13 protein-coding genes are annotated in these 14,129 nt (G+C 50.3%); 6 read left to right on the forward strand and 7 right to left on the reverse strand.

Going from position 1 to position 14,129, the window contains the following annotated elements:
- The first annotated feature begins 16 nt into the window (after positions 1–16).
- Entirely contained in the window at positions 17–2,512 is a 2,496-nt protein-coding gene (gene ptsP, locus GFB57_RS11535; protein ID WP_003028246.1) for a phosphoenolpyruvate--protein phosphotransferase, read from the forward strand.
- 43 nt (positions 2,513–2,555) lie between these two features.
- Here ptsP and GFB57_RS11540 read toward each other — a convergent pair whose 3' ends face one another.
- Positions 2,556–2,735 (reverse strand): hypothetical protein, encoded by a 180-nt coding sequence (locus tag GFB57_RS11540; protein WP_071524306.1) that lies wholly within the window; start codon positions 2,733–2,735, stop codon positions 2,556–2,558.
- Between the two features lie 154 nt (positions 2,736–2,889).
- Here GFB57_RS11540 and GFB57_RS11545 point away from each other — a divergent pair, with 154 nt between their 5' ends.
- Positions 2,890–3,273 carry a cupin domain-containing protein gene (locus tag GFB57_RS11545; protein WP_003028244.1) on the forward strand — a complete coding sequence of 128 codons (384 nt, stop codon included), beginning with the start codon at positions 2,890–2,892 and terminating at the stop codon, positions 3,271–3,273.
- A 37-nt stretch (positions 3,274–3,310) separates the two neighbouring features.
- On the opposite strand, the gene GFB57_RS11550 is transcribed toward GFB57_RS11545, so the two are convergent.
- The 3 genes from GFB57_RS11550 to GFB57_RS11560 are packed head-to-tail and all read right to left on the reverse strand — an operon-like array spanning position 3,311 to position 6,636.
- Positions 3,311–4,174, reverse strand: coding sequence for an AraC family transcriptional regulator (locus GFB57_RS11550; protein ID WP_003028243.1), 864 nt, complete (start codon positions 4,172–4,174; stop codon positions 3,311–3,313).
- A gap of 15 nt (positions 4,175–4,189) precedes the next feature.
- On the reverse strand, positions 4,190–4,924 hold the full coding sequence (gene ypdB / locus GFB57_RS11555) for a two-component system response regulator YpdB (RefSeq protein WP_003028240.1): 735 nt from the start codon (positions 4,922–4,924) through the stop codon (positions 4,190–4,192).
- Positions 4,925–4,938: 14 nt separating this feature from the next.
- Positions 4,939–6,636, reverse strand: a complete 1,698-nt coding sequence (locus tag GFB57_RS11560) for a sensor histidine kinase (protein ID WP_003028239.1) — start codon at positions 6,634–6,636, stop codon at positions 4,939–4,941.
- Positions 6,637–7,023: 387 nt separating this feature from the next.
- Between GFB57_RS11560 and alaC the strand changes: the two genes are divergently transcribed.
- Positions 7,024–8,262, forward strand: a complete 1,239-nt coding sequence (alaC, locus tag GFB57_RS11565; protein ID WP_003028236.1) for an alanine transaminase — start codon at positions 7,024–7,026, stop codon at positions 8,260–8,262.
- Positions 8,263–8,327: 65 nt separating this feature from the next.
- On the opposite strand, the gene ypdK is transcribed toward alaC, so the two are convergent.
- A complete protein-coding gene (gene ypdK, locus GFB57_RS11570; protein WP_010723117.1) occupies positions 8,328–8,399 on the reverse strand; it encodes a membrane protein YpdK in 72 nt (23 codons plus the stop codon).
- 343 nt (positions 8,400–8,742) lie between these two features.
- On the opposite strand from ypdK, the gene GFB57_RS11575 reads away from it, so the two are divergent.
- Positions 8,743–9,360 carry a lysozyme inhibitor LprI family protein gene (locus GFB57_RS11575; protein WP_003028235.1) on the forward strand — a complete coding sequence of 206 codons (618 nt, stop codon included), beginning with the start codon at positions 8,743–8,745 and terminating at the stop codon, positions 9,358–9,360.
- A 41-nt stretch (positions 9,361–9,401) separates the two neighbouring features.
- On the opposite strand, the gene lpxP is transcribed toward GFB57_RS11575, so the two are convergent.
- Positions 9,402–10,322, reverse strand: a complete 921-nt coding sequence (gene lpxP / locus GFB57_RS11580; protein ID WP_003028232.1) for a kdo(2)-lipid IV(A) palmitoleoyltransferase — start codon at positions 10,320–10,322, stop codon at positions 9,402–9,404.
- A 440-nt stretch (positions 10,323–10,762) separates the two neighbouring features.
- On the opposite strand from lpxP, the gene GFB57_RS11585 reads away from it, so the two are divergent.
- Positions 10,763–11,005: a YfdY family protein gene (locus GFB57_RS11585; protein ID WP_003028231.1), complete on the forward strand. Its 243-nt coding sequence runs from the start codon at positions 10,763–10,765 to the stop codon at positions 11,003–11,005.
- A 106-nt stretch (positions 11,006–11,111) separates the two neighbouring features.
- On the opposite strand, the gene pgtP is transcribed toward GFB57_RS11585, so the two are convergent.
- On the reverse strand, positions 11,112–12,503 hold the full coding sequence (gene pgtP / locus GFB57_RS11590) for a phosphoglycerate transporter PgtP (protein ID WP_003028229.1): 1,392 nt from the start codon (positions 12,501–12,503) through the stop codon (positions 11,112–11,114).
- Positions 12,504–12,918: 415 nt separating this feature from the next.
- On the opposite strand from pgtP, the gene pgtC reads away from it, so the two are divergent.
- Positions 12,919–14,118 carry a phosphoglycerate transport regulator PgtC gene (gene pgtC / locus GFB57_RS11595; protein ID WP_103414868.1) on the forward strand — a complete coding sequence of 400 codons (1,200 nt, stop codon included), beginning with the start codon at positions 12,919–12,921 and terminating at the stop codon, positions 14,116–14,118.
- The last annotated feature ends 11 nt before the right edge of the window (positions 14,119–14,129 follow it).

Below are 14,129 nucleotides of genomic sequence, written 5' to 3' on the forward strand. Positions count from 1 at the left end.
CTAATCAGGAGTTGTTATGCTAACGATTCAATTTCTTTGCCCGTTACCCAATGGTCTGCATGCACGTCCGGCGTGGGAGCTGAAAGAACAGTGCTGCCAGTGGCAAAGTGAGGTGATATTTATTAATCATCGCCAGAATGCGCGGGCGGATGCGAAAAGCTCGCTGGCGCTGATAGGTACCGGAACGCTGTTTAACGACAGTTGCAGCCTGTCCATTACTGGTCGCGATGAAGAACAGGCCCGGCGAGCGCTGGAGGAGTACCTACAGCACCGGTTTATTGACAGCGATAGCGTTCAGCCGACCCCGGCGGAACTGGCGGCGCACCCGTTGCCGCGTTCGCTGATTCGCCTCAACCCGGACCTGCTGTACGGCAGCGTGCTGGCAGGGGGCGTAGGAGCAGGTACGCTCACGCTTTGGCAGAGTGATAACCTGGAAAGTTATCGTGCGATTGCGGCGAGTGCGGAAGACAATACCCGGCTGGAGCATAGTCTGGCGACGCTTGCCGAACAGCTCAATCAGCAGCTGCGCGAGCGCGACGGCGAGAGTAAAACCATCCTTAGCGCGCATCTGTCTCTGATTCAGGATGACGAGTTTGCCGGGAATATTCGCCGCTTAATGCTGGAGCAACATCTGGGGCTAGGGGCGGCAATCATTGCCAATATGGAGCTGGTGTGCGACAAGCTGTCGGCCTCCGGTAGTGATTACCTGCGCGAACGCGTCAGTGATATCCGTGATATCAGCGAACAGTTGCTGCACATCACCTGGCCTGAAAGACGACCGCGTAATGCGCTGGTGCTGAATAAACCGACGATTCTGGTTGCTGAGGATTTGACGCCCAGCCAGTTTTTAAGCCTCGATTTGCAGCATCTGTCTGGCATGATCCTGGAGAAAACGGGGCGCACTTCGCATACCTTGATCCTTGCCCGTGCGTCAGCTATTCCGGTACTTAGCGGCTTGCCGCTGGCGGCCATTAACCGGTATTCCGGGCAGCATGCGGTACTGGATGCCCGATGTGGGGTATTAGCCATCAATCCAGACGATGCCGTTCGCGGCTATTACGCGATTGCGCAAAAGCTGGCCGATGAATGCCAGCGGCGGCAGGCGCTTGATGCCGCCCAGCCTGCGTTGACCAAAGATCATCAGCGTATTGACGTTGCAGCGAATATCGGTACCGCGCTGGAAGCGCCGGGAGCGTTTGCCAATGGTGCGGAAGGGATTGGGCTGTTTCGTACTGAAATGCTGTTTATGGACCGCGACAGCGCACCTGATGAGCAAGAACAGTTTGAAGCCTACCAGCAGGTCTTACTGGCCGCGGGCGACAAGCCGGTTATCTTTCGCACCATGGATATCGGCGGCGATAAGAACATCCGCTATCTTAATATTCCGCAGGAAGAGAATCCGTTCCTGGGCTATCGCGCGGTGCGGATTTATCCGGAGTTTGCCGGGCTTTTTCGCACTCAATTGCGCGCGATTTTACGGGCGGCGACCTTCGGCAATGCGCAACTGATGATCCCGATGGTGCACAGCCTCGACCAGATTTTATGGGTAAAAAGCGAACTGAAAAAAGCGTTGGTGGCACTGAAAGCGGATGGCTTACGTCATGCTCCGACAATCTCATTGGGGATTATGGTTGAAGTCCCTTCGGTGTGTTACATCATCGACCATTTCTGTGATGAGGTGGATTTCTTCAGTATTGGCTCAAATGACATGACCCAGTATTTGTACGCCGTTGATCGCAATAACCCGCGCGTTTCGCCGCTGTACAACCCGATTACGCCGTCGTTCCTGCGTATGTTACAGCAGATTGTTCGCGTGGCGCACGAACGCGGTAAATGGGTGGGTATTTGCGGCGAACTGGGCGGTGAAGGACGTTATTTACCGCTGCTTCTGGGCCTCGGGCTGGATGAGCTGAGCATGAGCAGCCCACGTATTCCGGCGGTAAAAAGCCAGCTTCGTCAACTGGACGGCCGGGCATGTCGTGAGCTCGCCATGCAGGCCTGCGAATGCCGTAGCGCTCAGGAGATAGAAGATCTGCTAAACCAGTTTGCACCGCAGAAAGATGTGCGTCCGCTGCTGGCGCTGGAGAACATCTTTGTCGGCGAATCTCTGAGAAACAAAGAGCAGGTGATCCAGTTCCTGTGCGGCAATCTTGGCGTTAATGGACGGACTGAACATCCGTTTGAACTGGAAGAGGATGTCTGGCAGCGTGAAGAGATCGTCACCACCGCCGTCGGCTTCGGCGTGGCTATTCCGCACACGAAATCCCAGTGGATCCGCCATTCCAGCATCAGCATTGCCCGGCTTCTGCAGCCCGTTGACTGGCAGTCTGAGATGGGTGATGTGGAACTGGTGATCATGCTGACGCTGGGTGCCGATGAAGGCATAAACCACGTGAAGGTCTTTTCGCAGCTGGCGCGCAAGCTGGTGAACAAGCAGTTCCGCCAGTCGTTGTTTGCCGCTGAAAATGCTGAGAGCATTCTTGCGCTGCTGGAGGCAGAACTGACGTTTTAAGTTTGACAGCAAGAGTGGATAAGAGGGTCAGAAAGGGAAATTATCAATCAGAGAACGGTAGTTTCCCGGCCCTCAACAACGTCATCTCTTGTTTGCAGAGCAGCACTACCGCCTGGCGACCTTTAACACGGCGGGAGGTCAGGGCTCTTTTCACGGTCCGACGATCCGCACCTGATTCCAGCATCTGAAAACACATCAGGGAGAGTGCACGTCTGTTCTTCATCGTATATTCACTTTATTGAGTAAGCCTGCAGGGTTTAGCTAAAGGCCGTTATTTTACAACGATCCTGGCTGAGATTACGAATCGTACAATAAATGACCGCTGCTGATATAATTTAAGAGCGGCCATGCGCGTAATCAACCTAAGGAGGTGCGCAATGGACAAAGCAGAAGTGAAGTCATTTGGTCTTCCAGACGAAGTTCGTGAGTTCCCTCACGGGCGACTGGAGCTTCTCGATGTGGGAGGTGCAATTGTCGGCCGTGCGGTCCTGGAACCAGGCTGGCGGTGGTCTACGTCAGTTCAACCTATCGCTGGAACGAAGAGTTGCGAAGCCCCTCATTTTCAGTACCACGTTTCCGGTGTGCTGCGGGTAAAAATGGATGATGGCAGCGAATTTGATTGTAAGCCCGGTGAGCTGTCGCGCATTCCTCCAGGCCATGATGCCTGGGTGGTTGGCGATGAATCCGTGGTGATTGTTGATTTCCAGGGAATGGTCAATTGGGCTAAACACACAGACATCGGCTGTAACGACTCACCATAAAGCAAAGATGCGGCGGCCTTGGCAGGTGTTGACATAATCAACGCGCTGACTGAAAACGCGCGCCGTACTCTCCCGGCGTCAGGCCAAACTGACGCCGGAACAGGCGGCAGAAATAATCACTGTCATGGTATCCACACCGCTGTGCGACTTCGCTAATCGACAGATGGTATTTCTGCAAGATAATGCGCGCCTTCGCCATTCTTACCCACCGCAGATACTCGACGAACCCCATAGTGCCGTGCTGGGCAAACACTTTTGACAGGTGATTGGGTGTGATATTAAAAAACTGCGCCACGCTTTCGCGAGTCAGCGGCTGGGCATAGTTATCTTGTATCCAATTACACATACTATGATAGAGAAATTCAGCGCGTGGGCGCTCTGTGTCTGGGCGGGTATTCACCACGCTACGACACAGATGCAGCAGACTAAGCACCAACGGCTGAATGATATCCTGGGCCTGAGGAGAGCGGCTTAAATGCGTTAATGCGGTGAGCATTGCCTCGCCTTCGCCGCGCTGTGGATGGGGTAACTCAATACGGCGTACCGGACGAAGCAGCGATGCGCTTCGATTATCGTAAAAAGAGAGTCCCAACCATGCCGGAGAAAAAACCAGGCTCAGCAGCATCACGGGTTTGTCGCCGCCGGGCAGATTGGCCGCTTTCGCCGGGATAAACAGCATGTCGCCTTCTGCCAGGTTATGCTGCTGTTTTTGCAGTTGGTTGCTGTATTCCCCACGTAGCACGATATCAAGGCGCGGAAGATCAATACATAAACTGCCGGTCGGTAACGTGGCGGGCTGGGTTGCGAACCACACGTGCCCCAGACGCTGTGGGTTTAACACCAGGCCACTGAACAGATCGGCGAAAAACTGTTGGTCTGCGGGAAGGCCTGGCTCTTTCATCGCTCTTTCTCTGCGCTATAAGTGCATTAACTGTCTGAACTCTTTCACTTTACTCCGACTAACCGGGATTTCAAATTCCAGATCTTTTAAGCGCAAAATATAGGTATTGTTAAACCAGGGTTCGATCTCGCGGATTTTATTCAGATTCACGCAGAACGAGCGGTGGCAGCGGAAGAAATGCGAAGCCGGCAGTTTGCTGCAAAATTCGGTGATGTTCATCGGCATCACGTACGATTCGCGCCGGGTGTAGACAAACGTCATCTTTTCATGGGCTTCTGCGTAGTAGATGTCGTTGATCGGGGTCACGATGATCCGCTCATCTTTGATCAGGTTGATCGTATCGTTTTCGCGGGCCACCGGACTGGCGAGCGAAGTTCCAGTTTGCTGCTGTTGCCAGGCGGCTTCCAGCTTTTGCAGCATGCTGACAATGCGTGATTCCTGGTACGGCTTCAGAATGTAGTCAAAAGCTTCCAGTTCGAAGGCTTCAACGGCGTGTTCTTTCCACGCGGTAATAAACACAATAAAGGGTTTATGCGCGAACTGGCTGATATTTTGTGCCAGCAATACGCCGTCCAGCGAGGGAATATTAATATCCAGAAAAATGGCGTCAACGCGGTTGTGCTGGAGATATTTCAGCACGTCCAGACCATCGTCAAACGTGCCGACAATCTCCATCTGGCTGTGCTCTTTTATCAGCCAGCTCAGTTCCTGTTGGGCCAGGAATTCATCTTCAACAATGATGACTTTCACGACTTCACTCCTGGTTAAAGCAACAATGTGGCCGGTGCGGCTGCGGGCGAATGCTGATTCGGTACATAAAAGGCAATCTCAGTGCCGGGCTCCAGACGGCGGATATGTAACCCCTCACCGTAGAGCAGCTTAACGCGATGGTGCACATTCAATAGACCAATTTTATTGCCCGGCATTTCATTGGATTCGACCCGTTCAATCACTTTTGGATCGATACCGTGGCCCGTATCTCGCACGGCTATCCGTACCCGGTTACCACACTCCGCCACGCTGATGGTGACCACACCTTTCCCTTTGCAGGGCTGAATCCCATGGACGATAGCGTTTTCTACCAGCGGCTGAATCAGCAGGCTGGGAATATAACAGCTTACCTCTTCATCGATATCATAAATAACCGTTAGTTTGTCGCCAAAACGCGCTTGTTCGATGGCGATGTAATCCTTGATTTGATACAGCTCTTTTTTGATATCGATCTGCTCATCGTCTTTTAATTCGATATTGTAGCGAAGATAACGCGACAAATTAAAAATGAGCTGGCGTGCGGTGTCCGGGTTAAGTCGTACCGAGGATGAAATCGCGTTCAGGGCGTTAAACAGGAAATGAGGATTTATTTTACTTTGTAGTGCGCGTAGCTCTGCCTTATTTGCCATTTCGCGTAGCTGTTCCGCCCGGGAAACTTCAAGCTGAGTCGAGATAATTTGCGACAGACCAATAGCCATTTCCTGCAGCGAGGAGGTTATCTGGTGGGCGTGACAGTAGTAGATTTTTAGCGTACCGGTGACAACACCTTTCTCCCACAGCGGGATCACCAGCATGGAGTGTATTTCCGGTGTGCGATGCGCTTCATCATTGTTTTTAATGATGATTTTTCCGTAATTGATCGCCTGCTGCGTGGTAGGACTGACGAAATCATCGTTATCACGGTAGTTAAGTTCCCCCACGCCAACGTAGGCCAGAACGTGCTGGGTATTGGTAATTGCGACGGCGTCCGCATGGATGTCATGGCGAATAATTTCGCATACCTGGCGGAGCGACTCGCTGTTAACCTGCCGAAAAAGCGGCAAGGTTTTGTTGGCAATATCCAGCGCCAGCTTGGCCTGCTTCGCGGCGCTGGCCTCTTTCTCGCCTTCCACGCTTTGCACCAGCATGACGATAAAGCCAATGCAGACGCTGCCCAGGATCATTGGGATACCGATTTTTGAGACAATATCCAGCCCCAGTGCGGTAGAGGGGGCCCAGACGACGACGAGGATCATCGTCAGGGATTCGCATAGCATTCCGCCTAAAATGCCCGCTCGCCAGTGCTGTGCTTTAGGGATCTTACGGTTGATCCACCCGGCAATACAGCCTGCCAGAATACTGGTGATAAAACAGGGCAGGGCGGTGACGCCGCCGATGTCGATAAGATAGCGGTGGGTACCTGCGATGAGGCCCGTAATGATACCGACCCACGGACCAAACAGAATCCCCCCTGACATGACCGCGATAATACGCACGTTAACCAGTGAGCCTTCAACCGGTACGCCGGACCAGGTACTGAACAGGGCAAACATTGAGAAAATCGCGGTAACGGCGAGCAGCTCTTTTGGGGAGTGGGCTGATTTGTGCAACAGTTCGCGGAACAGGCGGATACGAATCAGGAAAAACAGACAGAACAGCATCAGTGCTGCCCGGTCAAATACCGCCAGCAGCATATTGAATATTTCGTGCACGGGTGACTCTTGCGCAAGGGTTAAACCTCTATGATAGGTAACCTGGGCCAGGATGACCAGCACCCACGCAGCCTGTGCCTAATGAGGAAAAACCATAACATTAAAAGGGGATTGTTGCATGATTGTTGTATTTACAATACCTGTCCTGTCAGCGCTGCATTCAAGGTAATGTATTTAACAACAAAATGTTAAATGATGGTAATTTTAAGCGGGTTGTGAAAATGAATATTTCCTCATTTTACTATGTTGTTCCTCTTTTTTGTCAGGAAAAAATATTTTGTTTTGCCTCTCGACAGAAGGAAATTATTCAGGCTATTTTCTAAACGTGCCACCATCGTGGCAGCGTCGCTCGGACGGTCCGGGCGCTAACGTTAATCTGAGGATATTATGGCTGACTCCCGCCCTGAACGTCGCTTTACGCGTATTGATCGCCTTCCCCCGTACGTTTTTAACATCACGGCTGAACTGAAGATGGCTGCGCGTCGGCGCGGCGAAGATATTATCGACTTCAGCATGGGGAACCCGGATGGGGCCACGCCTCCTCACATTGTTGAAAAACTGTGTACCGTGGCGCAGCGCCCGGATACGCACGGTTATTCCACCTCTCGCGGTATTCCGCGTCTGCGTCGGGCGATTTCCCGCTGGTACCAGGAGCGCTATGACGTTGAGATCGATCCTGAATCCGAAGCCATTGTGACCATCGGTTCCAAAGAGGGACTTGCGCACCTGATGCTGGCAACGCTCGATCACGGTGATACGGTCCTCGTACCCAACCCAAGTTATCCCATCCATATTTATGGCGCGGTGATTGCCGGCGCGCAGGTACGATCTGTGCCGCTGGTCGAAGGCGTCGATTTCTTTAATGAGCTGGAGCGCGCGATTCGCGAAAGCTATCCGAAACCGAAGATGATGATCTTAGGTTTCCCGTCGAACCCGACTGCGCAATGCGTCGAGCTGGAATTCTTCGAAAAAGTTGTGGCTCTGGCTAAACGCTATGACGTGCTGGTGGTTCATGACCTGGCCTACGCTGATATTGTTTATGACGGCTGGAAAGCGCCATCGATTATGCAGGTACCGGGCGCTCGCGATGTCGCAGTTGAATTTTTCACTCTGTCGAAAAGCTACAACATGGCGGGCTGGCGTATCGGTTTTATGGTGGGCAATAAAACGCTGGTGAACGCGCTGGCGCGAATTAAGAGCTATCACGATTACGGGACCTTTACACCGTTACAGGTTGCGGCTATCGCCGCGCTGGAAGGCGATCAGCAGTGCGTGCGAGATATTGCAGAGCAATATAAACGTCGTCGTGATGTGCTGGTCAAAGGGCTGCATGAAGCTGGCTGGATGGTCGAGGTGCCAAAAGCCTCGATGTACGTTTGGGCGAAAATTCCAGAGCAATACGCCGGGATGGGGTCACTTGAGTTTGCCAAGAAACTGCTGAATGAAGCGAAGGTATGCGTTTCACCGGGGATTGGGTTTGGTGATTATGGTGATACGCATGTGCGTTTTGCGTTAATTGAAAACCGTGACCGTACCCGTCAGGCTATTCGCGGTATCAAAGCAATGTTCCGTGCAGATGGCCTGTTACCGACCAGTGCAAAATCGACTTCTGAAAGTACCGACTGACCGAATGTTCCCCCAAAATGCAAACAGGAGCCTGATGGCTCCTGTTTTTTGCTGCGTCTTTTAATTTAGATCATCAGGGCGAAAGTACCGGCCCAAACGATGACCATAAAAGAAATGCCCATAAAGAAATATTTCACTTTTCATCTCTCCGCATACCTTGGGTATGTCTAAATGAACATATGCTTACCTGACAGAGAGCTGATGCACGCATAAACGAAATGGAGAATTCCCCTCGTTTACTTGGCTGCATCACCTCAGAATTCTGAGCTTTAATGCTCCAGACGGCGCTAATGTACGCCTAAAAATGAGGTGAGACAAGAGGCATTTTTTTATTTAATTTTAATAACTTACAAGTGTCGTGATTCGGCGACAGTTTAATTTCTTTCGGTAATAAATTGCTATTGAGCGACGGAATGCTTACTCGGATAGTTCTCATATCGCCATGATGTTAATGCGGTTAATTTTTCGCGGAATTTAATAATGAAAAGGTTAAAAATGACCAGGTTAATGATGTTAGCACTCGCTCTTACGCCGTTGACGTCGATGGCGGCCTCGCCGCTGGCGTTCAATTTCAACTGCGCAAGTATTGGTGGTGTGAATAGTGATGGTAAAGGCAATGTCTGGATTGATGGCGGGAAGGCGACGGTGAAGGCTTTCAATGAAAACTATTGGGAGGCGACAAGTGGTAAAAATACCGTTTCTATCTCCCGCAAAGATGACGGAAATCCGGACGTATCCTGGACTGGACCTAATCGTAAGCACGGGGTTTGCCTGCCGGAGGATAATATTGATTATTCTCCAGCGAAAAAATCGACCAACGCAGGTCCGTCTTACTCCTGCTCTGCTGTTCAAAAGGGAAGTGCGGAAGATATTATTTGCCAGAGCCCATCGCTCTCTGCAATGGATCTGAAATTGAACGAAATTTTTAAACAGGCACTGGCTAAATCGAAGAATGATCCGATGTTAAAAGCAGAGCAGCGCGGTTGGATCAAAGGACGCAACGAGTGCTGGAAGGAGAAGGATGATGAGCCAGCCTGCATTGCCCGAAGCTATAGCGAACGAATGACTGAACTCCACAATAAATGGGGCGTGAAGTAATTCAGCCGTAGAAAAAAAGAAAGGCCTTGCGGCCTTTCTTTTCAGATATACAACGAGGCTTCACCCATCGGGCGCGTTTTGAAGCGACGGTGGATCCAGAGATACTGCTCGGGGGCGCGCATGATCTCTTTTTCGATAATTTTATTCATATAGGCCGCTGCCTGGCACTCATCAGACGGGTAACCTTCCATTTCAGGCGTGATGAACAGGCGATAACCAGAGTTATCTGCTTTTCTCACCATGGTTACGGTCAGCATCGCTGCACCAGACAAACGCGACAGCACGTAGGTACCGTTGGTGGTTGCCACATCTTTGACGGCAAAGAAGGGGGCAAACGAGCTTCCTTTACGACCGTAGTCCTGATCGGGGGCAAACCATACGGCTTCTCCTTTTTTCAGAGCACCGACAATACCACGCAGATTATTTCTGCCGATCATCGCCTTGTTGGAGCGCATACGACCACGGGTTTGGATCCACTCCATCAACTTATTGTTGTGCGGGCGATAGGTCGCCATCATTGGCTGACAAAGCCCCATTACGCGGCCACCCAACTCAAGCGACATAAAGTGTACGCCGACAACCATCACGCCACGATTTTGCAACTGGGCGCGCTTCAGGTTGTCCAGTCCTTCTACATCAAACCATTTACGCACTCGACGGTCCGGCCAGAACCAGGCCATACCTGTTTCAAGTAGCCCCATGCCGAGTGAACGGAAATTCTCATCGACCAGTTTCTCTCTTTCTTCCTGCGACAAATTTGGGAAACAGAGTTCGAGATTTTTACGTGCAATAGATTCACGGCGTTTTAAAAATGTACGAGCCAGCGTTCCTGTACGGGTACCAAGAAAACACAATACGGGATAGGGAAGCTGTACCAGTAACCAGAGCACTCCAACACCAAACCACGTGAGCCAGTAGCGCGGATGCAAAAACGCGCGTGAAAATTTACATTGGGGGAACATAAGCACCTGTTGTTGATACGAAATAGATGTATCGCGAAGATTCTTTGTCTTTCGCTTTACACTCTGTACTGATCGTTAGGCCGCCATGAACGACATTGGTTCCTGTAAAGAGTGTAAAACTGAGTCAGGACAAAACCACGAGGGGGCATGAATGATCGGACGCACAATGTACACCCGAAAATTAATGTCAGCCAGAAATAATTACTCAAGATTCGTAAATGTTTTTAAGGCGATTAAGAACAAAAATTAACCTATATATAATCCGTTGTTTTTATGCAGATTAAATAAATGTCTGCCCGAAAGAGTAATAGTATGCAGGTGAAGGATTTTTGTAACTAAGATGTTGCTGAAATTGCACGAGGATAGGAATTGTCTTAGAATATAAAGTTAAGGGAGTGTAAGGACTTACGTTAAGTTTACGGCAAACAGGAGGTATCGCTATGCTCTATTTCTGGATCTTTCTCGCTCTGAGCATTTTGTGCGTCAGTTGCTATATCTGGCAGGTTATGGGCGCTGCGGCGTCAATCAGCGCTTTTCTCGGCATGGCCATTCTTACGGCATTAATTTACTTTTTTACTATGCGATTGACCAACGGTAACGAAATGGTAACCGGGTTATTCCTGTTTCTTGCTCCTGCTTGCGGTTTGATTATTCGCTTTATGGTGGGTTACGGTAAGCAATAATTTGGAATGTTACGTTTAGCAATAAATTATCACGTTGAGCTTTTTTATTTATCTGAGTTATTGAAGTGCCAGCATCGCTGGCACTTTTTTGTGAGAGCGAAATGAATTACCGGGCATCCGCCAACTGGAGTGAGGCTTCCTCTTGCTGAGCATTTTTTCGCTGTTGTTCGAGCTCCAGCGCGCCACGATGAGAGAGGTAGCAAAACAGGATGCAGCAGACAATCCCACCCATCAACAGATAGAATCCGCCATGCCATCCCATTTTGTCGACCATTACGCCAAACAGGCTGGTTCCCAGCGACGCGCCAAAAATGTAGCTCATAAATCCGCGTAAACCTACCGCAGACCCCACTGCGAAGCTGGGGACGATTTCCATCGTCTGAACAGAAGCGAGGAACTGTGGAACATAGATCAGGCAACCCACAATGGCGGCAAAAATAGTGACCATCAGCAGGGATTCACTTTTCCAGTAGCCGATCAAACAGACGAAAATCAGCGCCATACAAATCATGGCCAGCGGCATGCGACGGCCTTTAAACAGTTTATCGGTAAGCCAACCCGCCAGTAATGTGGAAGGGATTGCCGCCCATTCAAAAAACAGAAAAGCGATGCTCATTTGCTCTTTCGAAAAATGTTTTTCGGTTAACAGATAAATAGGCAACCAGCTAATCATGCCAAAACGCACCATATAGACGAAGACATCTACCAGTGAAACATACCAGGCATTCTTATTACGCAGCACATAAGTGCAGAAGATCTGGAAGGCACTCATATTTTCTGGCGCCTGGACAGCGTGTCGGGAATTTAATACGACTTTTTCTTCCGGCATCATTTGTTCCAGAGCCGGTAAGCCTTCCTGGCGGGGTGAACCTTTCCCCAGCATTAGCACAATAAAAGCGAACAGGACGGCCACACCGGCCGGAACAATATAGCTGGCACTTTGCCAGTGCTCGCTCCCCAAAATGGCAAAGGCGGCACCCACGATCGGGGCAACAATACCACCGCCAACATTGTGAGAGATATTCCAGAATGCGCCAACGCGCCCACGTTCTTTACGTGGAAACCAGTTGGCAATGGTAATAAATGAAGGGCCAACGCCCATACCCTGGAATAAACCGTTGAAAACGACCAGAGCGGCAAAAATCCAGAATCCAGTACTGAATCCTAAACCGACGTTTACAATGGCGCACAGAATCAGGCCGCATGCCATAAAGACCTTAGGGCTGGCCTTGTCTGCCAGGCTGCTCATAATGCCTTTACTGATCCCATAAGCAATAAGCATGCAGCTGCTGAGTAGACCAATTTGTGTGGCACTGAGATCCAGATGTTCCTTCAGGTACGGTGTTGAGAGCGTGAAGTTATTGCGCACAATATAGTACGCAAGATAGCCAAGAAATACGCTGAGTAATGCCTGAATGCGGTATCGGCCATAAGTTTCCTGGACTTTCTCCGCCGGGACTTTATTTGCCGCTGGCCCTGCTTTAAATATTGATAACATATCATCACCTAAATTTATATTGATGTGAATATCAGGATTTTTCGCAGTGAAGAGTGAAATAGACGGCAGAGAAACTCAAGTTGATGAAATGAGTCACTATTGACACAATTTGTGGATTGCGTGGCTGATTTTGACTCTTTTTAAATAATGGATTTTCAATTCTATTCTTTTACGGACGTTTTTATCATCGGCGTGTGCGGATATTAACAAATTCAGGCTGCGTTTTCGGGTATTCTTTACCGATGCCGTCACTTTCCGTTTGGTTATTCTACGAATAACCTTATTCTTCCCTCTGGCAGTGATAAACGGGTAAGTTTTGTCTCAATATTATTTTTTGCACATGTTGGTATTTATGAACGGGATCACAAACAGACTTTTGGGCCGGGGGCGTTGTTGGGCGATCTTGCTCTGTTTTATGTCGCTGTCGGTGAGTTATCTGGCGCAGGGTAAAGAGCTGGTAATGGCAACAACCTTTTCACCGGGGGCAACGGCCTGGATTATTCAGCGTTGGCAGACGGAACCGGGGTCGGTGATGATTCGCACATTAAACCGGACCAGCAGTTCACTGGAACAACTGCTTGATACTGCCAATGCGGAGAACGTCGATTTGATTTTGACCTCGTCGCCCATGCTGTTGCAGCATCTTCAGGAGCATCAGAAGCTGGCGCCCTTCGATAATGTGCTGCCGGAAAGCCAGCGGCTGGTGCCGGACTCGATTCGTTCTACCTCCGTGGCTGTTGCGATATCTGGTTTTGGCCTGTTGATTAACCGTTCTGCGCTGGCGGCGCGTCATTTGTCGCCTCCTGCTGACTGGGGGGATTTAACGCATCCTAAATATCAGAACGCTTTGTTAATGAGTAGCCCTTCGCGTTCCGATACCAACCATCTGATGGTTGAGTCGTTGCTACAGCAAAAAGGGTGGGAAGAGGGCTGGGCGACATTACTGGCGAGTGCTGGAAATCTGGTGACGATTTCATCACGCAGTTTTGGCGTAGCCGACAAAATTAAGAGCGGCCTTGGCGTTGCGGGGCCGGTCATTGATAATTATGCCAACTTGTTGCTTAACGATCCTCACCTGGCGTTTACTTATTTTCCACGCTCGGCAGTATCGCCAACCTATGTTGCTGTTCTCAATAACAGCCAGCACCCCAATGAAGCGCGTCGTTTTATCCGCTATTTGTTAAGCCCGGAGGGACAGCGGATCCTTGCGGATGCTAATACGGGGAAATACCCGGTAACGCAGCTCGCATCTGATAATCCCCGCGCTGCTCAGCAGGCTATTTTAATGAACCAGCCTGCGCTTAATTATCGGCTGATCCTTAAGCGGCAACAGTTGGTGCAGCGGATGTTTGATACCGCAATCAGTTTTCGTCTTGCGCAACTAAAGGATGCATGGCGGGCGCTATACAGTGCGGAAGCTCGCCTGAAACGCCCGCTACCCGAAATCAGAGCCTTACTGACCAGCGTTCCGATAGATGCCAAAAGTAGCGAAGATGAAGCCTGGCTTGCGCAGTTTGATAATAAAAGCGTTGCCGAACAGCAGATGATGGAGTGGCAGCTCTGGTTTCTTAAAAATCAGCGTCAGGCGATATCAAAACTGGAAGAATTAAAATGAAAGGTGGATCG

This window comes from Citrobacter sp. S39 (assembly GCF_009495675.1).
In the GTDB taxonomy this organism is placed as follows: domain Bacteria; phylum Pseudomonadota; class Gammaproteobacteria; order Enterobacterales; family Enterobacteriaceae; genus Citrobacter; species Citrobacter freundii.